The 20087-nt window shown below is 57.2% G+C and carries 19 protein-coding genes; 11 read left to right on the plus strand and 8 right to left on the minus strand.

Annotated features, from left to right (window positions below):
* Positions 1-94: 94 nt before the first annotated feature.
* Together ABY734_RS02660 and ABY734_RS02665 are read left to right on the plus strand one after the other, a co-directional pair.
* Positions 95-1075: a glutathione S-transferase family protein gene (locus ABY734_RS02660; RefSeq protein ID WP_372777418.1), complete on the plus strand. Its 981-nt coding sequence runs from the start codon at positions 95-97 to the stop codon at positions 1073-1075.
* Positions 1072-1947 carry a LysR family transcriptional regulator gene (locus tag ABY734_RS02665; RefSeq protein WP_372777419.1) on the plus strand — a complete coding sequence of 292 codons (876 nt, stop codon included), beginning with the start codon at positions 1072-1074 and terminating at the stop codon, positions 1945-1947. Before ABY734_RS02660 ends, ABY734_RS02665 begins: the two co-directional genes overlap by 4 nt.
* 28 nt (positions 1948-1975) lie before the next feature.
* Here ABY734_RS02665 and fabR read toward each other — a convergent pair whose 3' ends face one another.
* On the minus strand, positions 1976-2629 hold the full coding sequence (gene fabR, locus ABY734_RS02670) for an HTH-type transcriptional repressor FabR (protein ID WP_372777420.1): 654 nt from the start codon (positions 2627-2629) through the stop codon (positions 1976-1978).
* Positions 2630-2813: 184 nt separating this feature from the next.
* Between fabR and ABY734_RS02675 the strand changes: the two genes are divergently transcribed.
* Positions 2814-3914, plus strand: a complete 1101-nt coding sequence (locus tag ABY734_RS02675; protein ID WP_372777421.1) for a flavin reductase family protein — start codon at positions 2814-2816, stop codon at positions 3912-3914.
* A 13-nt stretch (positions 3915-3927) separates the two neighbouring features.
* Entirely contained in the window at positions 3928-5022 is a 1095-nt protein-coding gene (locus ABY734_RS02680) for a fatty acid desaturase (RefSeq protein ID WP_372777422.1), read from the plus strand.
* Here ABY734_RS02680 and ABY734_RS02685 read toward each other — a convergent pair.
* The 4 genes from ABY734_RS02685 to ABY734_RS02700 are packed head-to-tail and all read right to left on the minus strand — an operon-like array spanning position 4991 to position 8397.
* Positions 4991-5605, minus strand: a complete 615-nt coding sequence (locus ABY734_RS02685) for a hypothetical protein (RefSeq protein WP_372777423.1) — start codon at positions 5603-5605, stop codon at positions 4991-4993. The two genes, ABY734_RS02680 and ABY734_RS02685, sit on opposite strands and share 32 nt — an antisense overlap.
* A complete protein-coding gene (locus ABY734_RS02690; RefSeq protein WP_372777424.1) occupies positions 5602-6684 on the minus strand; it encodes a hypothetical protein in 1083 nt (360 codons plus the stop codon). The genes ABY734_RS02685 and ABY734_RS02690 overlap by 4 nt, the downstream gene beginning before the upstream one ends.
* Complete coding sequence (locus ABY734_RS02695) at positions 6681-6923, minus strand: hypothetical protein (protein WP_372777425.1); 243 nt, start codon at positions 6921-6923, stop codon at positions 6681-6683. Before ABY734_RS02695 ends, ABY734_RS02690 begins: the two co-directional genes overlap by 4 nt.
* A gap of 10 nt (positions 6924-6933) precedes the next feature.
* Positions 6934-8397, minus strand: coding sequence for a DUF4331 domain-containing protein (locus ABY734_RS02700; RefSeq protein WP_372777426.1), 1464 nt, complete (start codon positions 8395-8397; stop codon positions 6934-6936).
* A 233-nt stretch (positions 8398-8630) separates the two neighbouring features.
* On the opposite strand from ABY734_RS02700, the gene ABY734_RS02705 reads away from it, so the two are divergent.
* The 4 genes from ABY734_RS02705 to ABY734_RS02720 are packed head-to-tail and all read left to right on the plus strand — an operon-like array spanning position 8631 to position 13791.
* A complete protein-coding gene (locus ABY734_RS02705) occupies positions 8631-9350 on the plus strand; it encodes a TetR/AcrR family transcriptional regulator (protein WP_372777427.1) in 720 nt (239 codons plus the stop codon).
* Positions 9350-10456 (plus strand): efflux RND transporter periplasmic adaptor subunit, encoded by a 1107-nt coding sequence (locus ABY734_RS02710; RefSeq protein WP_372777428.1) that lies wholly within the window; start codon positions 9350-9352, stop codon positions 10454-10456. Before ABY734_RS02705 ends, ABY734_RS02710 begins: the two co-directional genes overlap by 1 nt.
* A complete protein-coding gene (locus ABY734_RS02715; RefSeq protein WP_372777429.1) occupies positions 10453-13530 on the plus strand; it encodes an efflux RND transporter permease subunit in 3078 nt (1025 codons plus the stop codon). Before ABY734_RS02710 ends, ABY734_RS02715 begins: the two co-directional genes overlap by 4 nt.
* 33 nt (positions 13531-13563) lie before the next feature.
* Positions 13564-13791, plus strand: a complete 228-nt coding sequence (locus ABY734_RS02720) for a DUF2798 domain-containing protein (RefSeq protein WP_372777430.1) — start codon at positions 13564-13566, stop codon at positions 13789-13791.
* A 63-nt stretch (positions 13792-13854) separates the two neighbouring features.
* Here ABY734_RS02720 and ABY734_RS02725 read toward each other — a convergent pair whose 3' ends face one another.
* Together ABY734_RS02725 and ABY734_RS02730 are read right to left on the minus strand one after the other, a co-directional pair.
* Positions 13855-15918, minus strand: a complete 2064-nt coding sequence (locus ABY734_RS02725) for a TonB-dependent receptor (protein ID WP_372777431.1) — start codon at positions 15916-15918, stop codon at positions 13855-13857.
* 56 nt (positions 15919-15974) lie between these two features.
* Positions 15975-16268 carry a hypothetical protein gene (locus ABY734_RS02730; protein ID WP_372777432.1) on the minus strand — a complete coding sequence of 98 codons (294 nt, stop codon included), beginning with the start codon at positions 16266-16268 and terminating at the stop codon, positions 15975-15977.
* 320 nt (positions 16269-16588) lie between these two features.
* Between ABY734_RS02730 and ABY734_RS02735 the strand changes: the two genes are divergently transcribed.
* The 3 genes from ABY734_RS02735 to ABY734_RS02745 all read left to right on the plus strand — a co-directional run bounded on the left by ABY734_RS02735 (position 16589) and on the right by ABY734_RS02745 (position 19472).
* Positions 16589-16930, plus strand: a complete 342-nt coding sequence (locus ABY734_RS02735) for a hypothetical protein (RefSeq protein WP_372777433.1) — start codon at positions 16589-16591, stop codon at positions 16928-16930.
* A 160-nt stretch (positions 16931-17090) separates the two neighbouring features.
* Positions 17091-17573: a hypothetical protein gene (locus tag ABY734_RS02740; protein ID WP_372777434.1), complete on the plus strand. Its 483-nt coding sequence runs from the start codon at positions 17091-17093 to the stop codon at positions 17571-17573.
* 120 nt (positions 17574-17693) lie between these two features.
* A complete protein-coding gene (locus ABY734_RS02745; RefSeq protein WP_372777435.1) occupies positions 17694-19472 on the plus strand; it encodes a choice-of-anchor I family protein in 1779 nt (592 codons plus the stop codon).
* A 113-nt stretch (positions 19473-19585) separates the two neighbouring features.
* Here ABY734_RS02745 and ABY734_RS02750 read toward each other — a convergent pair whose 3' ends face one another.
* Positions 19586-19984, minus strand: a complete 399-nt coding sequence (locus ABY734_RS02750) for a hypothetical protein (protein WP_372777436.1) — start codon at positions 19982-19984, stop codon at positions 19586-19588.
* Positions 19985-20087: the final 103 nt, after the last annotated feature.

Genomic DNA, 20087 nt, shown 5'->3' on the forward strand with positions numbered 1-20087 from the left:
CATAAATGCAAAGATACTGTGGATCTGTACTGTGTTTCACTGCGTACCTGATTTAGCAGCAAGCTGACATCTGAAACGCGAACAGGAGTAGAGCATGGGTTTACTGGTAGAAGGTCAATGGCAGGACAAGTGGTACGACACCAGCAAGACGGGTGGCAAGTTCGAACGCTCCGAGAGTCAGTTTCGCGGGGTGATTGGTGATAGTGAGCACCCACCAGAGGAAGGCCGCTACCACCTCTATGTGTCACTGGCCTGCCCCTGGGCGCACCGCTGCCTGATTTTTCGCGAGCTCAAAGGGCTGGAGGATCTAATTGACGTGTCAGTGGTCAGCCCGCTGATGCTGGAACAGGGCTGGACCTTTGACCGGGCCAGTGGTTCCACCGGTGATGCCCTGTATCACAGCGAGGTGTTGCACCAGCTCTATACCCGACATCAGGCGGACTACACCGGGCGGGTCACCGTGCCGGTGCTGTGGGACAGCAAGCGCGAGCGCATCGTCAACAACGAATCCTCGGAAATCATTCGCCAGTTCAACGCCGCCTTTGATGACCTGACCGGCAGTCGCGACGATTACTATCCCGAAGCGCTGCGCGCCGAGATCGACGATATCAATGACTACGTCTATCACCGAATCAATAACGGCGTGTATAAGGCGGGCTTTGCCACGACCCAGTCGGCCTATGAAGAGGCCTATGAAAGTCTGTTCGAGGCGCTGGATTTTGTCGAAAGCAAACTGTCGCGGCACCGCTTTCTGGTGGGGGAGCGAATCACCGAAGCGGACTGGCGGCTGTTTACGACACTGATCCGGTTTGACGCGGTCTATCACGGCCACTTCAAATGCAACCGTCAGCGACTGGAGGAGTTTCCTGCACTGTCAGATTATGTGCGCGAGTTGTATCAGTGGCCGAAGGTCGAGATGACGGTGAATTTCAGTCATATCAAGCGCCACTACTACGGCAGTCACGCGACGATTAATCCGACGGCGATTGTGCCGGTGGGGCCGGACATCGATTATCAACGGCCCCATCACCGCCACGAATTTCCCGGCTACGACGCGGCAGGAAAGCGTCTGTGAAAGACTGGGACGACATGCGTTTTTTCCATGCGGTGGCCGAGGGCGGTTCACTCAGCGCCGCCAGCCGCTCGCTGGGGGTGAACCACTCAACCGTGTTCCGGCGCATCAATCAGCTGGAAGAGCGATTGCAGGCCCGTTTGTTTGATCGGCTCGACAACCGTTATCAGCTCACCGATCTCGGTCAGCAGTTGTATGCCCGGGTGCGCCAGGTCGCTGATGTTATGGACGATGTGGAGCGGCAGGTGGCCGGTCGCGATACCCTGCTTGAAGGTTCTATTCGCCTCACCTGTCCCGATACTTTCCTTGATTGGATTGTGCCCGGCTTGATTGCGGATTTCTGTCGTCAGTATCCGCAGATTACGGTGGAATTGCGGGCGGATCAGGAGCATCTGGATTTGGCGCGGCGCGAAGCGGATATTGCTCTCAGAGCAACCAATTCGCCGCCGGATTACCTGATTGGCAAGCGTCTGGGACAGATGGGTTGGGGCTTTTACGGCCTGTCGTCGCTGGGTGAGTTACCAGCAGTGCTGCCGGCGGCCACGGCGGCGCCGGTTATCGCGCCGGAGGGCAAGCTACTGCAAATCCCCGCTTGTCAGTGGCTGGATAAACAATTGCCGCGTTTTCAGGTGGTCGCCCGCGCCGGCTCTTTGCGCGCCGCTGCCGCACTGGCGCGGCAGGGTTTGGGTGTGGCGCTGTTGCCCAGCGAGTCTGCAGAAGGGCTTGTCGAGCTTGCCGCACCGGGCAAAAACTTTGATACCGGTATCTGGATTCTGCATCACCCGGATATGCGTCAGAACGCGCGCTTGAATTGTTTTGTCAGGTTTATGAGCGAGGCCTTTCAGCAGTGGTTTGAACAGCGATCGTCGGCGTGAAGCGGTGTCTGTGCAGGCAGTGCTAACGCTATTTTTTCGCCGATCGTTTCGCCAGCGACTGTGCACCTTCCATAATCATTTTGATCATGACCACGGTCTCGTCAATGATCTGCCCCCGTTCTTCAGGCGGCAGGTCGGCGGCGGCTGCGCCCATGGTAAACACCAGTCGGGTAATGGCTTTGGACGCCAGCGCCGGTTCGTAGGTGGCGTGGCCGGTGACCTTTGCCATACGCGTCAATTCCTCGCACAGCTCATCCTCAAAGTAACGCAGCTCCCGATCAACCGCCTGACGAAAGGCCGGTGAACCGATGGACATCTCGCGCAGCAGAATATGAAGGGTTTTCTGCTCCGCATCGAGCTGCTCCATAAAGGCTTCGACGGAGGTGCGAATCGCGCTGCGCTCCAGCGACAGCCGCTGCCGCGCCTCGCGTATAACCCCGCGCAGACTGCGCCCCGCCTGATCGATCAGGGCCACCGCCAGGTCGTCCACATCCCGAAAATGGCGATAGAAGGAATTGGGGGCAATGCCCGCCGCCCGGGCGATCTCCCGCAGGCTCAGGGAGGACACGCTGCGGTGGGAGTCCAGCAATTTGACGGCGGCGTTCATCAGATCCTGGGCGGTGATCGGTTTCTTGCGTTTGCCAGCGCTCGCGGCGGTCTCGATTTTTTTCTCGGAATTCATCAACGGCTTCCTGATGGCTACTGCTTGGAGCTAACTGGCTGACCAGACTCGCATTTCGCACAGCCTAGCGCAGCGCTCCCGCCGTGTATACACGGATGTAAAGACGGTTATATATACAAATGTATTGACGTATGTATATACAGGTGTATAGTGCAAAAAATGAACATTGATAGAGGCAAGCTTCATGTTGCGCGCACATACCGCTAAACGACTGCTGCAAAACGTTATTTCCCCCGACCAGTACGATTTCTGGGCTCGCGAGATGGGTTCCATTACCGCCTGGGAGCGATGCTTTGCGCGGGTAGTCAGCTGTAACGAGGAAGCGGAGGACACCATCAGTCTGACGCTGAGGCCGAACGGCAACTTCCCCGGCTACGACGCCGGCCAGCATATGAATCTGTCTGCGACCATCGGCGGGCGCCGCATTACTCGCAGTTACAGTTTTACCAGCAGCCCGGATCAGGCGGGGCTTGTCTCTGTAACCGTGCGCCGAGATCCGCAGGGTGTGATGAGCGACTGGCTCTGCCGCGAGGCCAGGCCCGGAATGGTGCTGGAAATTAATGGTGTATTTGGCGATATGACGCTGGCGCAGATTCAGCCGGAGCCCGAGGATCACATGGTTCTGCTGGCCGCCGGCAGCGGCATCACGCCTTTTATAAGCCTGATCCGGGCGCGGCTGGCCCAGAGCCCTGCGGCTAAAGTGACGCTGCTCTACTGGGAGCGCAGCCCTGCGTATTTCTGCTTTAACGCCGAGCTCGATGCGCTGGCCCAACAACATACCAATTTTGCACTTCACCGCGTGACCACCCAGAGCCCGCTGGACGGAAAAGCGGTATCCGGGCGCATTGGCGCCGAACAACTGAATGATCTGCTTGGTAGTGGGGTGAGTGAAAAAGCCGCTCAGCCCCTCATCTTTATTTGCGGCGGTTCCGGTTTTGTCCAAAGCGCGCGGGCGTTGATGGCTGATCGCGCCCGGCAAATTTTCGCGGAGGCTTTCAGCCCGCTGAAGGCAGCGCCAACGCTTGAAAAGGCGGAGACCCTTTCCGTCACGTTGCTGCAAAGCCAGCGAGTACTGCAGGTCTCCAATCAGGAAACGCTGCTCGACGCACTGGAGCGTCAGGGCGTTGCCGTTGAGTCGGGCTGCCGGATGGGTATCTGCAATACCTGCAGTTGCGCGACGGCCAGCGGCCGCACGCGGGATATCACTACCGGACAATTTCACAGCGGACAGGCTACCCGGCTTTGCGTAAGCCAGGCTGTCAGCGATCTGCAACTCGATCTTTAAAGGGAAATTCACTATGACTTCATCAACCAGCCGGGCGTTGGCGCCCGACGAACTGCAACAGTTTGGTGACGAACTGGATGCCCTGAAGAAACGGGCACTGGCCGACGTCGGCGAAGCCGATGCGCGCTATATCAAACGTATTCTGAAAACCGTGCGCTACACCGAGTTTCTCGGGCGGGCGCTGTTGTTTGTCGGGGTATTTCCACCGGCCTGGATACTGGGCACTCTACTCTTGGGCCTGTCCAAGATTCTGGAAAACATGGAGCTCGGCCACAACGTCATGCACGGTCAGTACGACTGGATGAACGAACCCGAACTCAGTGGCAAAACCTATGAGTGGGATATTGTCGGAACTGCCGATATGTGGCGCAAAACGCACAACTATGAGCACCATACCTACACCAATATCAAAGGCATGGACAACGATATCGGTTACGGCCTGCTGCGCCTGTTCCCCGAGCAGCGCTGGCGTCCCTTCTTCCTCCTGCAACCGCTTTGGGCAGCGCTGCTGGCGGTGCTGTTTCAGTGGGGGGTCGCGATTCAGGATCTTGAGCTGGGCAAGGTGGTGAGTGGTCGAAAATCCAAAGCTGAACTGAAAAAACAATGGCAGCCGCTGGCTAAAAAAATGCGGTTTCAGTTGCTGAAAGACTATCTGTTTTTTCCGCTGTTGGCGGGCCCGTTTTTCCTCACGGTGTTCAGCGGTAATCTGGTTGCCAATCTGATGCGCAACCTGTGGACGTTCATGATTATCTTCTGCGGTCACTTTACAGCCAAGGCAGAAGTTTTTCCCAAGTCTGTGGTAGAGAATGAAACGCAGGGGCACTGGTACCTGCGCCAGCTTCGCGGCTCATCCAATCTGAAAGGCGGCAAGATCTTTCATATTCTGTCCGGCAATTTGAGCCACCAGATCGAGCACCATCTGTTTCCGACCGTGCCCGCCCGTCGTTACGGCGAATTGTCCCGCGAGGTCAAAACCATCTGCGAAAAATACGGCCAGCACTACAATGTGGGCTCGCTGTCGTCACAGTTCGGTCAGGTGCTCTATCGCATCCTGCGGCATTCTCTGCCGTCGCAGCCTAAGCCCTTTGCCGCGATGACAACCGCCTGATCCGCACTATCAGCAGCACCGCCGCGGTCAGTAGCGCCGCGAGCGCGCCGTAGGCGGTGTTCTGGCTGACCGGGGGGAGCAGGGTGGAAGGTAGTGAGTCCGGTTTCAGTACCTGAATACCCGAGGGCAGCAGCCACATGCCGGGAGCATGGCGGGTCAGTACTGCCCGGTGCAGGCTGTCCTCGTTAAACAGGAGACGATAATCAAGCGTTGTCGGCTGGAAAATGCCCGCCTCTTGCGGGCACTGCCAGTGTACTTGCCAGACGCTGAAGCTTTCCTCGGCGTACTCGGTCAGTCCGCTCAACTCGGCTTCAAGCTCGCAAGCGGTCTGTCCCTTACGAATGACAATGTCGGTGACCACGTGTCGGGCAATGGCGTTAGCTTGATTTTCCAGTTCGCCCCAGATCAGTTTTGACGGAGTGTCTGGCGTCAGATGGAGCATGACATCGGTGAGGGCGAGATCCAGTCGGAGCGTATTGGGCTGCTCGCTGTGCCAATAGAGGTAGCTGGTGCTGGCTTCGTGGCTAAACGCGGTGTTAACGGCGAAGCCGTACAAGAGTATTGCGATCACTGCGCGCTTCATTGGCTCGCCTCCACGGCGCGGCGGGCGCGCTCCAGCAGGCGTTTGTCTGCCCGTTCTTTCTGAATCTCATAATTTTTCTTTGCCAGTTCCAGCGCGGCTTGGGGTTGCTGTTCAACATCCAGCAGAAACCGTGCGTGCTCGTGCAGATGAATGGCGCTGTCACGCTGGTCCGCGGAGCTGAACTGCTCGCGCATTGCACGGCGCAGACTTTCAGCCTCGGGTGAACCGACTTGGCGCAGGGCGATCAGTCGCAGAATGTCCAATCGGTCTGAGGCCGGGCGACCATTGAGTATGGCCAGTGCCGATTGCGCCTTGTCGTGTTGCAGATACCAGTCGGCGAGAGCGGCTGCGCTGTAGTGGTCTTCCGGTGCGAGCGCCAGTGTCTGATAGTAGAGGGCTGGCGTATCCGGGTGCTTGATGGCGGCGGCGAGCTCCGCGAGTGTCGCCTGGGCCCATGCCCGCTCTTGGGGGGTGTGGGGCGGCGGGTTTTTAAGCACCCGTTGCAGTCCGTCAAAAGCTTCCTGAGTCTGTCCCTTCAAGCCCATCAGGTTGTGTCGGCAGCTCTGTTCAATCAGCTTGTAGCCGATGCTGCCAAGTCGACGGCAGCCCTCGCCGGCCTGTTGGTAATCGCCTTGCACCACGGCCAAGCTGTAGGCGGTAAAGTTGGCCTGAGGGTGGCTGGGCTGGGCGGCCAGCACGCGGCTGAGGGTGGCGGCGGCCTTGTCGAACAGGTGTTTTCGCTGGTCAATAATGGCGCTTAATACGGCGGCATCCAGATCGCTTGCCGGTATTTGCTGGAGCAGGACTTCCGCCTTGCCCAGGGCGCGCAGATCACCGCTTTGCCGCGAGAGCTCGATCAGGCTGCGGACGAGGTCCAGTGTGTCAGTCTCGTTGACTTCGCTGCCGTTTGGCGGGTGATTGCTGTCGTTCTGCCAGATCACGGTCGTGGCTTGGGGGAGGGTAATGGGTGGTGCGCTCTGCACTTCAGCCGAAAGGCTGATCGGTGCGACCACCCCGAAAACGACAATGGCCAGCGACAGAGCGCTGGCCATTGTTCGGTGTTGCCAGCCATCAATCATTGAAGCTGATTGTCAAAGGCTGTCGGATTGGTGTTATCGAGAAAGGTGAAGTCGATATCGTTGATCTCGGTCGGCACAGCCGTCGCGGGATTGGCACCAAACAGATCTTTTACAAAGGTCGTAAAGTTGGTGGCGCTGGGTGTAAAGCGCGGGTCGAGACTGTCGCTGTCACTGGAGCAGGCGGTCAGCCCACCCAGTGCCAGAGCGAACAGCGACGCTTTCAATACAGTGTGTCGCATAGCTTTTTCCTCAGTTTGAGCCGGGTACGGGCGCTTTCAGGTAAGGGAAGGCCTGGTCAAAATCTGCCGCGCTGACGATAGCGCCGTCAGTATAGGGCAGCATGTTGTCGCCGGCGTCCGGGTTGGAGCCGAGCAAGACGCCCATGGCGGCGCGCAGCGCGATATCCACCACGTCATCTCCGGGGCGACGACCGTTGGGGAAGCCGGCATTGTCGCCGTCGAGCACGCCAAGGCTGGATTGGCTGGCCGCCGGTGTGACTGCAATGGTGGTGTTCAGGCGCAGCATCTCTGAGGCCGTTACGCTGGCAGGCTGGTTAAGGCTGGGAACGCCGGTCAGGAAAACCTGCACCAGATCATTTCGCGGAAACACGTTGGGTGCGGTAACACCGAACAGGATTTCCAGCAGCTCGGGCAGCACCGGATTGGTCACGTAAGTGCCGAACTGGCCATCACCGGAGGGGTGGCTGGCGTTAAAGCGGTCCTTGTCTTTCAGGCCGATAACCACTTCGTTTACCAGCGGCATGCCCAGTCGCGATACCTGAGTAAAGGCACCGCCCTGGACCGACGCTTTTTTGCCGTTGCTGCCACCGGTAAAGGCATCAGCGGTGGGCGATGGGTTAAGTATGCGGGCCTGTGGCAGTGATGCAGTAGTCCAGGCACCAATCACGGGCTCGTTGCCGTTGGTGACACAGCTGATGGGAATCTGAAGGGCCAGAGACGTTATGTTTTTGTCGGCGATGACGTTTGTTTCGCCATTGCGCGGGCCAACGGGGTCAGTCTTGACCAGGTCGAACACTTCGCCGAGGTTGACCGCAAAGCCTTCGCGGCGCTGACCAACAAACACCTTACCGGTATCAGCGCAGCCGGGAATGGCGACACTGTAGATGTGATCATTGGCATAGCTAGCATAATCACTGAAGGATTTGGTACCGATATTGTCCAGTGGCTTCAGGAAAGTAGACGAACCGTCAGCGCTGTTGGTGACGCTGCTGGTATTGCCTGAGCGGCGCTGGCCGTTGATGCGAGTCAGGGTGTAGGTCTGACGTGAAGTGACATTGCCGGTATCAGTGGCATTTGGCCCGATCCCGCCAATGTTTTTCAAGGGGACTGAAACCATCTCGCCATTGACGGGCACCTTCAGGTCATTGATGACGTCGTTGAAGTCGAACTGGAAGGTGATGTCTTCGATTGCATCACCGTCGTTGTCGATGTGAATCTCGTAAACGGCTTCCGTATCCAGGTCAAAATAGTTGGGGCCGCCGTAGGCATCCTGCAAGGGCTGGTAGTTGGCAATAAAGGTGACTGTGGTATCGCTCTCGCTGCCGTAGCTGCGGAACATGTAAAAATCGGTGCCGTCGACTTTTGGCAGGTTGGTGATAAAGGGAGCTTCCCGGTGACTGGATGCGTAGGCGGGATTGCCTGCGACGATGGCCAGGCTTAGCAGCGCGGCCGGAATTTTTATCAGTGTGTGCATAGGTTTCTACCCTTGGTATGTGGCTTTTTCGTTAGACTGTTTTCCGTAGGTACAAGTACGTACTCGCTGGCGAGCCCGATCAGGATCAGTAAAAGTAAATATTCACAACGCGCAGATGGTCAGGTTTTCTGCAAAGCCAAGGTGGGTGGAGTGCGTGTCGTTGCCGCGCTCTTGTCGAATATAGGCGGGAGGCGTAGACTTCCGTTCGAATAGTATTCGAATGAGTCTCAAAGATGTCTCCCGCACCCCGCTATTCCCCGGAAGAAGAGCAGGAGCTTGTGCTTGATGCTGCTGTTGCGTGTATTGAAGAAAGCTCGCTGCTGGGCTTTACCATCGGCGCCATCGCCAAGCGCGCGGGCCTCTCGGTCGGTTCCCTCTACAAGCATGTGCAGAGCAAGGAAGACCTTCTGGTTGCCCTCGCCACACGTCAGGCACGCCATACCCGCCAGCTTTACGGCGAAATTCTGGATGCCGATCTGAGCGCTCCGCAGCGCATCATCAGTCTCAGTCTGCTCGACCCCGCCAAGACCCGGCTGTTCAGCTTTGACGAACATCTCAACACCCTGGTGTCCAGCGAGGCGATTTTGCAACGCGCATCCCAGGGCTGGCTGGCGCAGATGCGCAGCGCCGCCGAGAGTATTGACCTGATGTTCCGGGACTTTTTTCAAGGCGCGGCCGACAGTGGTGAGCTCGATGTTGCCAACGAGGACGAACTGCATACCTTGAGCATGGGCTGCTGGTCGATGTGTGCCGGCTTTCAGCATATTGCGTTGATGCGCAATGTGCGCGGCAGTGAGCGGCAGGAGCATTTACTGAACTACCCGCTGCAGGCCAGTGACTACCCGATTGTCTGCACCCAGCGCCTGCTGAACACCTACCGCTGGCGCGAGCCTCTTAGCGCGGAGGCCATTGAAGCCGCTTGTGAACAACTGATTGCCATGGGGTATCGCTGATGACCATCAATACCAAACAGAGTCCTGCCAAACGCTGGCTGCTGGCCCTTGGCGCCATCGTGCTGGTCATTGCCGCGCTGGCAGCCTTCAAGGTTCAGGAAATCATGGGGGCCATTGCCTTTGCCCAATCTTTTCCCGAACCCTCTGAAACCGTTGAAGTGCATGTGGTCGAAGGCGCGCACTACCAGCCTGTGCAGAAGGTCTACGCCGAGGTGGTGGCACCGCGTCGGCTGGAGCTGCGCACCGAGCTGACCGGTGTGGTGGCGGAGGTGGGCTTTGCCGCCGGCGCCGCCGTTGAAAAAGGTCAGCTGCTGGTGCAGCAGGATGTGCGTGAAGAAAAAGCGCGCCTGCAGGCACTCAAGGCGCGCGAGCTGCTGGCAGCGCGCACCTTTTCCCGCAATCAGACGCTGCACCGGGAAAAGCGCCTCAGCGAGCAGGCGCTGGATGAGTCCCGCGCTGAACTGGATTCGGTGCGCGCAGAACTCACACAGGTTCAGGTGCAGATAGATAAAAAAACGCTGACTGCTCCGTTTGCCGCCAAGGCCGGTATCCACCATCTGGAGCCCGGGCAACTGTTGCCTGCGCAAACCCACATTACAACACTGATCGGTCTGGAGTCTTCCCTGTGGCTGGAGTTCGAACTGCCGCAAACGGCCCTGCAGCTCAAGCCCGGTGACGCTATCGGCGTGCACGCTGACAGCAGAGAGCTCAGGGCGACCATTGTTGCCCGCGACGCCGAACTGTCAGCCTCCGCGCGCAATCTGCGCTATCGCGCCGAGCTGGAGGACGGCGATCACGGTCTGCTGCCGCACGCGGTGGTAAAGGTTCTCGTACCCGCGAGCGAGCCCCGGCAGGTTGCCTTGATACCGGATACGGCGCTGCGAGTGGATCAGCTTGGCAGCTATGTTTATCTGTTAGGTGAAGACGAGCAGGGCGTTATCAGGGCCAATCGGCGACAGGTGGAGGTCGCCAGCCGTCGCAATAATGCTGTGGCCATTCTGTCGGGCTTGGAGCAGGGCGACAGAATCGCCGGTAAGGGAGCCTTCAAGCTGCGCGACAATATCAAGGTGTCGGTCAGTGACCCGGCTGCGGAGCCGCAGTCATGATTCCCGCTGACAAACCGTCGCCGATGGATGTCTTCGTCAAGCGGCCGATACTGGCGCTGGTGGTGTGCGCGGTGCTGGTTCTGGCCGGCCTGCGGGCAGCCCAGGGTATTGCTGTGCTGCAGTTTCCGCGCATCGAAAGTGCGACGCTGGTGATCAGCACAGTCTATACCGGTGCGTCCTCCGATGTGGTGCAGGGTTTTGTCACCGAGCCGATTGAACGGGTTGCCGCCAGTATTCCCGGTGTGGACTATGTTGACTCCAACACCACCGCCGGGGTGAGCACAGTGCGGGTGTGGTTGCAGTTGAATCACAGTACAACGGCGGCACTGGCGGAACTGTCTACACGGCTCAGCCAGATTCGCTTTGAGTTACCGCAGGGCGCGGAAGACCCGGCGGTGGAAGTGCAACGCGCCGATCGCCCGGCGGCCCTGTTTTATCTGGATGTGGTGGCCGACAATATTCCCCGCGCCCAGGTAACCGACTACCTCAAGCGCGAAGTCAATCCAATGATTGCTGCGATTGAAGGAGTGCAGCGGGTCGGTCTTGAAGGCGGGCGCGAACCGGCCATGCGGATCTGGCTGGACCCGGCGCGGCTGCGGGCCTTTGATCTGAGTTCGGCCGATGTGTTGGCCGCGCTGCGCGGCAACAATGTGATTGCTACCGTCGGTCACACCGAAAACGACTGGCAGCGGATCAACCTGCTCGCCAATACCACCCTGCAGAACGAGGAGGACTTTCGCCAGCTGGTACTGCGGGAAGATCGCGGTGCGCTGCTGCGGCTGGGTGATGTAGCGAAAGTCGAGTTGGGCGAAGAGGAAGGCGAGGTCAACGCCCGCTATAGTCAGCGCGATAACGTGTTTATTTCGGTGTGGCCGCTGCCCGGCGCCAACGAGATTGCCATCGGCGACGCGCTGTACCCTTTGCTGGAGGATCTAAACCGCAATATGCCGGCGGGCATCCGGATCGAAAGTGGTTACGACGGCACCATCTACATGCGTGACGCCCTGCGCGAAATTTTTACCACCCTGTCTGAAACTATTCTGTTGGTTGGGTTTGTAGTGCTGGCACTGATGGGCTCGTTCCGCACGGCGCTGGTGCCACTGCTGACCATCCCGATTTCCATCCTCGGCGCCATTGCCTGTATGTCGCTGATGGGCTTTTCACTGAATCTACTCACTACGCTGGCCATTGTGCTGTCGGTTGGGCTGGTGGTCGATGATGCCATTGTGGTGGTGGAAAATGTTGCCCGTCATATGCGTGAAGGACTGTCGCGCACCGAGGCAGCGCTGGTCAGTAGTCGAGAATTGCTGACGCCCATTATCACCATGACGCTGACCTTGGCTGCGGTGTATGCCCCCATTGGCTTCCTGTCCGGTCTGAGCGGTGTGCTGTTCAAGGAGTTTGCTTTTACCCTGGCGATTGCGGTTCTGATTTCCGGGGTGGTGGCTATTACCCTGGCGCCGATCATGAGCGCCAAAGTGGCACCCGAAGGTGGTCACGAAGGGCGGATCACGCACTGGGTGAACGATCGCTTTGACCGGCTGCATCGTGCCTATGCGAAGTGGCTCGACCATATTTTTGTCTGGCAAAAGCCGATCCTGGTGGTGGCCTTGGTCTTCAGCCTGCTGTCGCTGCCGTTTCTGATGTTTTCCCAGAAGGAGCTGGCGCCTATTGAAGATGAGGGCATGCTGAGTGTCGTCGTTGAAGCGCCTCCGGAAGCGTCACTGGCCTACACCACTCGCCAGATGAACGATGTGGTGGATTCGCTGCTGACACTGCCCGGCAGTACTCGCATGTGGCAGGTGGTGCGTTCCAGTGGTGGCTTTGGTGGTCTTGAATTCAGACCCTTTGAAGAGCGCGAGCAGACCGTCCAGGATCTGCTGCCCCAGGCGTTTGGTGCGCTTTCGGGTGTGGTGGGTGTTAAGGCTTTCCCCATTCTGCCGCCGTCCCTGCCCAGTGCCGGACAGTTTGATGTGGAGCTGATCGTGCAGTCTCCTGACAGCTACCGCGAAATGAAAGTCCATGCCGACAAACTGGTGCAGGCGGCCTACGCCAGCGGCAATTTTATGTTTGCGGAAACGGACTTGAAGATTGACCTGTCGCAGGTTCGGCTGACGATTGATCGCGATCGGGTGGCCGATTTGGAGATGACCATGGCCAGCGTCAACGATCAGATTGCGACGCTGTTGTCAGGCAACTACGCCAACCGATTTGATGCGAACGGTCGCGCCCACAGAGTGATTCCCATGGTGCAGGATGCCGATCGCTTTGATCCGGAAACCATGATGTCACTGTTGCTGCAGACACCGTCGGGTGACCGGGTGCCGGTGTCAGCCGTTGCAAGCTTGAGCTACGACGTGGCGCCGCGCGTGCTGGGCAAGTTTGATCAGAAGCGCTCCTTCCGCCTGTTTGGAGGCATTCTGCCCGGCACAACCAAGGAGCAGGCACTGAGTGCATTGGAGAAGGCGGCCGCCGAGATCCTGCCGCCACAGTATTCGGTGGACTATGCCGGTGAGTCACGGCAAATACGCAAGGAAGGCAATACGCTCATGGGCGTGCTCGGCATTGCGCTGGTGCTGGTTTACCTGATGCTGGCGGTACAGTTCAACAGTCTGCGCGACCCACTGGTAGTACTGCTCGGTTCGGTGCCGCTGGCGATTGCCGGCGCCTTGTTGTTCCCCTTTCTCAGCTGGACCAGCATCAATATCTATTCCCAGATTGGCTTTATCACCCTGGTCGGGCTGGTGGCGAAAAATGGCATTCTGATTGTGGAGTTTGCCAATCAGGCCCAGAAACAGGGCGCGCGTAAACTCGAAGCGATCCGGACAGCAGCAGAAACCCGGTTGCGGCCCGTACTGATGACCACTGCAGCCACCGTGCTGGGGCACTTCCCCCTGGTGCTGGTTACCGGTGCGGGCGCGGAAGCACGCAACAGCATCGGCATCATTCTGGTCGCCGGCATGATGATCGGCACACTGTTTACGCTGGTGGTTTTGCCCTGTGTCTATCTCTGGCTGGCAGAGGAGCATGAGCCGGAAGCTCTTGAATCGCCCCTCAAAATCGCGCCAGGCTAAGTGCTACAGATTGAAAAGTTTGCAGGAGAGTTTGTGATTCCCAAAAAGTACACGCCGTATGTGTTTTCCTTCTTTATGGCGCTGCTTATGTCCATGTTGATGTCGCTGGTGATATCGATATTCAACGTTGGGCTGGTGCCGAACATCGTAGAGATATGGTTGAAGGCCTGGGTGTTTGCCTTTGTGGTGGCCTTTCCCACCACCCTGTTGGTGACGCCTGTGGTCAGGCGCGTGGTAGATATTCTAGTAGCGGAGTCGTAGCCCCCTCTCCCCGAGGGAGAGGGCTGGGGTGAGGGGGCTGGGGTAAAGGGTTGGCGTCACACCTCAGAAACTGAACCTGACCCCGCTTTCAATATTCCGCCCCGCTTCCGGTGCAAAATTCTTCAGCAGTGAAGTATGGCTGCGCACTTCCTCGTCCAACAGATTGCGCGCTTTAACAAACAGGGTCATCTCGCTGTTGCCGATGGAGAAGTGATAGTCGCCGGCAAGTTCCACCAGCGTGTATCCATCAGTGGAGCTTTCGTTGTCGGCGGTATCGTTCTGCTCGCGAACCTGGGTCACGCGGAAGTGCGTTGACCAGTTGCCCGCGTGGTAGTGCAGGGCCGTGCCAAAGCGCTGCGCGGGGATGCGCGGCACATCGCCATTGCCTTCAGTAAATCGGGCGCGGACATAATCGCTGAAGAATTCCGCACTCAGATTTTTATGGATTAACGGCAGCGGCATGCCGACTTGAAATTCATAGCCGGTAAAGGTCGCATTACGCTGCTGGAAATTGGCGACTTTAACTTCATCGACCTCTGCACCGGTGTCCTGCAGGTAGGTGTAGTTCTGAATGTCGTTGTGATACAGGCTTAGCTCTGCGGTTACGGCGCCCAGGGTTTTGCGCAAACCGATTTCCAGGTTGTGTGACAGTTCCTTGTCCAGTTCCGGATCGCCAACTTCAATGCGTGCGGTAGCCGCGTGCTCGACTGCCTCGCTCAGGTTGGTGGCGCGAGCGCAGTTCTGGCTGTTGGAGTACAGCTCTTCGACGGTTGGCGCTCGCTCGGAGCGGTTGAGCGCAAACAGGGCGTTGCTGTCATCGCGGAAGTCCCACAATGCCGAGGCACTGGCGGAAAAGGTATTGCGCTCATCTTCGCAATTACTGCCGACATCAATACGTTGCTGTTCGCCACGCAGGCCAAACTCGTAAGTCCAGCGATTGATGCTGAGTTCCTCTACCAGAAACAGGGCGTGATTCTGGATGTCCGCAGGAGGAATAAAGGCTTCCTCGCCGACGGCGGAAAAATCCCGGTCGCCAAGCTGAAGGCCAATGGCGCCTTGCCACTGACCCATTTGCTTGTGTCGCAGTACCAGACGACCTTCACTGGCCTTGTTTTTGAAAACGGTGCCTACTTCAACACCTTCATCAGATTCTTCCAGCTCCTTGTGCTGGTAGTCGTTGCGGCTCAGACGCAGATCGAGCGATTCAAAAAAGCCTTGGAGGTCGTAGCCGGCTTTCAGGTCGATACGCTCCTGCTCCATGTCCAGTCGGATATCGGCTTCTTCGTGCCCGCCGCCCCCTGAGGCGTCGTGTTCTTCGTGGGCGCCGGGAGGCAGGCCATAGTTATTATTAGCGCGATTAACTGACAGGCCTATAAAGCCGCGCTCGGTAATCCAGGAGCCGCCTGCGGTCCAGGCATCCGAGCGTTTGTCGCTGTTGCCAATATAGCCGCGCGTGTTTTCTTCCGGCAGTTCCTCTCCCGCGGCGCTTAGTGCTGCCAAGTCGATGGCGTAGCCGGCTATATCGAGATTATTGCTTTCACGGTAGAGGCCGTCCAGGTGCCAGGCAAACTGGCCCAGGCCACCGTCCAGTCGGAAGACGCTGCTATCCTGATCGTTGGCGGTGGCGTGGCGAACTTCTACAGCGCCGCTAATGTTATCCGGCAGTGAATCGGGAATGCGATTGTCTACCACATTAATCACACCACCGATTGCGCCATTCCCGTAGAGCAGGGTGGCCGGACCGCGGATGATTTCAATACGCTCGGCAAGCAAAGGTTCGACTGTGTAGCTGTGGTCGGGGCTGATATCGGCGGCATCGAGGCTGCCGACACCGTCCTGCAGCACCCGCACCCGGTTGCCGCCCTGACCGCGAATAACCGGGTTGCCGACGCCGCTGCCAAAGCTGGCACTGTGCACGCCGATTTCATTGCTCAGGGTTTCACCCAGGCTGGCGGCGGCTTCCTGTCGCAGGGCCTCGCCGTTCAATACGCCGATCGGCAGCGCGGTATCGGAAGCAGCCTTGCCGAGTGGTGCCGATACGACAATTTCTTCAATATGCTTGTCGCCCGCCCATACCGGCAGGCTTGAGACGATCAGGGAAACCGCCCACAGAGATCTGGTTTTCATAATGCTCTCTCACTGTCGCGCACAAAGTGCGCGCGCTGTTTAAACGAATGTTGGAATTATCGGGAGAGGGCGAGCCGTGGGGGGGCACGGGCAGAAAATGGGAGAGTGGTGGCCGGTATCGCTGTGTGATCACCGGGTTCAGGCTGTGTTCGGTAGCGCGTGACGTGAAGCTCGTGGGGCTGGCTGTTAACCGCACCGGTTTGCGCTTGAATCTGTAGACAGTTTTCACAGTCGTTGTAATGCGCAAGACCGTCCTGATGCACATGCAAGGCCGCCGCATTGCCAGCAATCAGCAGTAAGCTGATCAGCAAGGCCAGAAGGGCAGGCTTGTAGGTGTGTCGATTAGTCACGGGTTGGCAAACTGACTGATGCGAGAAATGCAATAATATAACATTTTGCTCTGGGCGCAAGTGATATGCCCTAAGAAGGGCAGCTGTGTTGAAAAAAACTATGGTTTGGCGGCAGCTCGTGCTTGAAAGATGGTTTCGACACAAGGTTTGAGCACGGCTCAAAACTGTTGGCAAAAACCGACACTTATTGGGCATTGCCGGCGCCTAAAACGTAAAAAGTAGCGCGCCGCGGATGCACTGGTAGTTTTTCGCAGCCACTGTGGAGTCCTCCCTGATAAACCTGTTCGCGAATTCACGGCATACAGCAAAAGGAGGTTTTCATGCGTACTTTGAATTCAGCAGCACTGGTACTGGTAATGTCGATGGTGGCGGCGCCCGTCTTTGCGGTCGGCGGCCTTGACGGTTCGGGTTCTGGAGCTGCCTCGGGTGGCGTAAATCAGGACTCCATTGACGGTGCCCGCAATCAGGGCGGCAGCGACCCGCTGGCAGAAGAGCAGGATGAGCTGAAAAATGAAAAGCAGGAAGCTGAGAGCTCTATTGAGGACTCAGACCAAGCGGGCAACAGCCGCGATCGCCGTATGAAGGGCGATGGTAGTTTCTCTGCTGGCCAGGATGGCGTAAACGGTAGCGGTAGCGCCGACACCGAAGAAGCTGAGGAATAATTAGCGCTCCCCCCCAATCCCCGTCTTCGGGCGGGGTTTTCCTATTACGCTGCGGTCCTTCATCCGCTGTTTTTATGCAGCCCATCTCTCCCCTCGACAAAAAAACTGTCACAAGCGATCGCTACGATAGACGCTGAATTTCAAATAGCGGGAAAACACTGTGCTGGCTCGAATGACACTGATTTCAATCAGCCTGTGGGTGGCCGCATGCGCCACTCAACCGCAAACCGATCCTCCGCAAACGGGTTTGTATTGCGACAATTACCTTATCTACGAAATGTGCGTAAAGGATGTGGATCGTGATGGGCTTGCGGATTTGATGTACTTCGACGACACCCGGGAAATTTTTATGGTGTCGAATAACTATAAAGGTTATCGCGAGGCAGGTCTTAGTGATCACCGTTGCCAGCAGCTGATGGACCAGAAAATGCAGGCTATAAGCTCGGGCTTGCTTCGGATAAAGGAAGAGACCGGTTTCCTGCAGCGTATGAAAATCCAGAACAGCCTTCTAATGGCTTACGCGAGCTATCTGCCTGTTATCAATGAATGTATGGGCCAAGGGGACGTTGCCGCGAGCGGTGACAATGCAAAAAATGCCGAGCCTTTCGGAGAGGAGCCCTTTGGCGAAGAAGAATTTTACTGACGTGCGTCGAGTCTGCTCGTAAACGCCATACAACTGTAGCCTCACTGAAAGCAAACTGTCACAGCTTCACCCTACCGTTAACGCTTCTATCTAATGGCAACAAGCGAGGGTAGCTGCGATATGAATATTATTAAGTCGAGCTTTATTTGCACGGCGGTGCTGGCGATGGGAATGGGACTTGCCGGCTGTGAGGGTGATGATGGCAGCGCGGGTATACAGGGTCCTGCGGGTAAGGACGCAACAGCAAGCCGTATATCGCTGTCACTGTTAGGTCGATTCGAAACCAATCAGTTTGACGAGTCGGCCGCGGAAATCGTCGATTTTGATCCGACGACCAAGCGGGTTTTTGTGGTTAATGCTCAATCCGGTGCAGTCGACGTTCTGGATGCGACGCTGCCCGCGAATGCCACTCTGATCACTTCCCTGAATGTCGCCGCCGATGTTGCCGGAGCGGTTTCCGGTCTGTCCGCTTCTGATCTGGGAGCGGCAAACAGTGTGTCGGTAAATGGCAATCGCCTTGCGGTTGCGATTGAAGCCAATCCGAAACAGAACAACGGTTATATCGCCTTTTACCGTACTGACGGCACATTTGTCTCCGCAGTCGAGGCCGGTGCATTACCTGATATGGTGGTCTTTACTCCGGATGGCAACAAAGTGCTGGCAGCCAACGAGGGTGAGCCTAACGGTGATTATTCGAATGACCCCGACGGCAGTATCACCATAGTGGATGTCTCTGGCGGGATTGCCGGTCTAAGCGCGGCCAGTGTCACCAACCTTTCGCTTGATGGGGCTCTGACCGGACCGGTGCGGGTCTCGGCCAAGGCCACAAGCCAGGCTGCAGATATGGAGCCGGAGTACATCGTGGTGGCCGAAGATAGTCAGACCGCCTACGCCTTTCTTCAGGAAAACAATGCCGTTGCCGAAATCAACCTGAGCAACAACACGGTCGCTCGTATTGTCGGGCTTGGTTTCAAAGACTATTCCATCCCCGGGAACGAGTTGGATGCCAGCAACAGGGATGGCCTGATCAATATTCGCAACTGGCCCATCTTCGGTGTCTACATGCCTGATGGTGCGGACGTCTACACCGTCAGCGGTGTGAATTATCTGGTTACCGCGAATGAGGGCGATGGCCGCGAGTATCTGACGGATGCCGTCGATGCGGTAGATTGCACAGCCCAGGGTGGTTTCGATTTCGACGATGGTGATTGCTTCCACTATCTGGACGAGATCCGGATCAAGGATATTACCGACAACTCCGGTTTTACCGCAGACTTCCTGGCTCGCGTGCCCGCGGACTTCCAGGATGATGGGCAACTGGGTCGTCTTAAAGTTATTACTGATCTGGGTACCACCGGCACCTGTGCTTCAGTCGCGGTCACCGGCCAGCCTGGTGCGGATTGTGCCTACGATGCCTTGTACGCGTTTGGTGGTCGTTCATTCACTATCTGGAATGCGGACACCATGGAGCCCGTGTTTGATTCAGGTAATGCCTTTGAAGTTATCACCGCCAATCGCTATGGCCTGAATGGTTTCAATGCGAGCAATGACGACAATAAAGGCGACGACCGGTCAGACGACAAGGGGCCGGAACCGGAAGCGGTTGAGATCGGTAAAATCAATGGTACGACTTACGCCTTTATCGGTTTGGAGCGTGTCGGGGGCGTCATGGTTTACGATATCAGCAATCCGCAGGCACCAAACTTTGTGCAGTACATCAACACACGCGACTTTACTATTGCTGACGTAAAGGCTGACTTCGATCAGGTGGGAGACCTTGGCCCGGAGTCAATCAAGTTTATCGGAGTCAGTGACAGCCCGACAGGCAAGCCCCTGCTTATTGTGGCCAATGAAGTGAGCGGCACCACTGCGTTTTTCGAGATCAGTGTTATCCAATAATGAAAAAATAATAAGACGTTTTTTAAGCCCGCGTTCGCGGGCTTTTTTATGCTTCTTCGAGTATTCAGGTAGATGACAGTGCCAACAGGCCTTTGTATGAAGAGGGGCAAGCCTCAGGCGACACTCTTATACTTGACGCCTTTGACCGCAGGCGCCAGTCCCAGTCGTCGACCTTGTAAGTTGATCATTAAGTATTCTCTGGCGATAAGACCATTGATCTCAGTTTCGCGATAGCCACAGGTAGCGCTCTCAAGGGGATAGAAGTGATAGCCCTCGCTGAGTCTGGCGTTCACATCACACTCCCTGATCCAGGAGCAGCATCCGAGCGGGTAGCGGGTGGGTTTGAAATTGGCCGGCAGCAGGCGGTAGCTTGAAGGCTGGCCGATCAAACGCGTGGTGAGTTTCGACGGCGTGTGAAGTTTGAGTCGCCGATAGTGGTAATAGGCCACAGCGCTCGTCAGTAGACCACCGACGATGACACCGAGCAGCAGGCTTAGGGTATGCATAGTCATTCTCTCTCGATTACAGGTTGCATGGCCGACGTGGCGCGCAGGCTTAATGCACAGCGCTTGCTGTGCTCAGCCTAGTCTTTCTTTTTTGCAGTGATGTTGCAGA

The organism is Litorivivens sp. (genome assembly GCF_041624475.1).
In the GTDB taxonomy this organism is placed as follows: domain Bacteria; phylum Pseudomonadota; class Gammaproteobacteria; order Pseudomonadales; family Spongiibacteraceae; genus Litorivivens.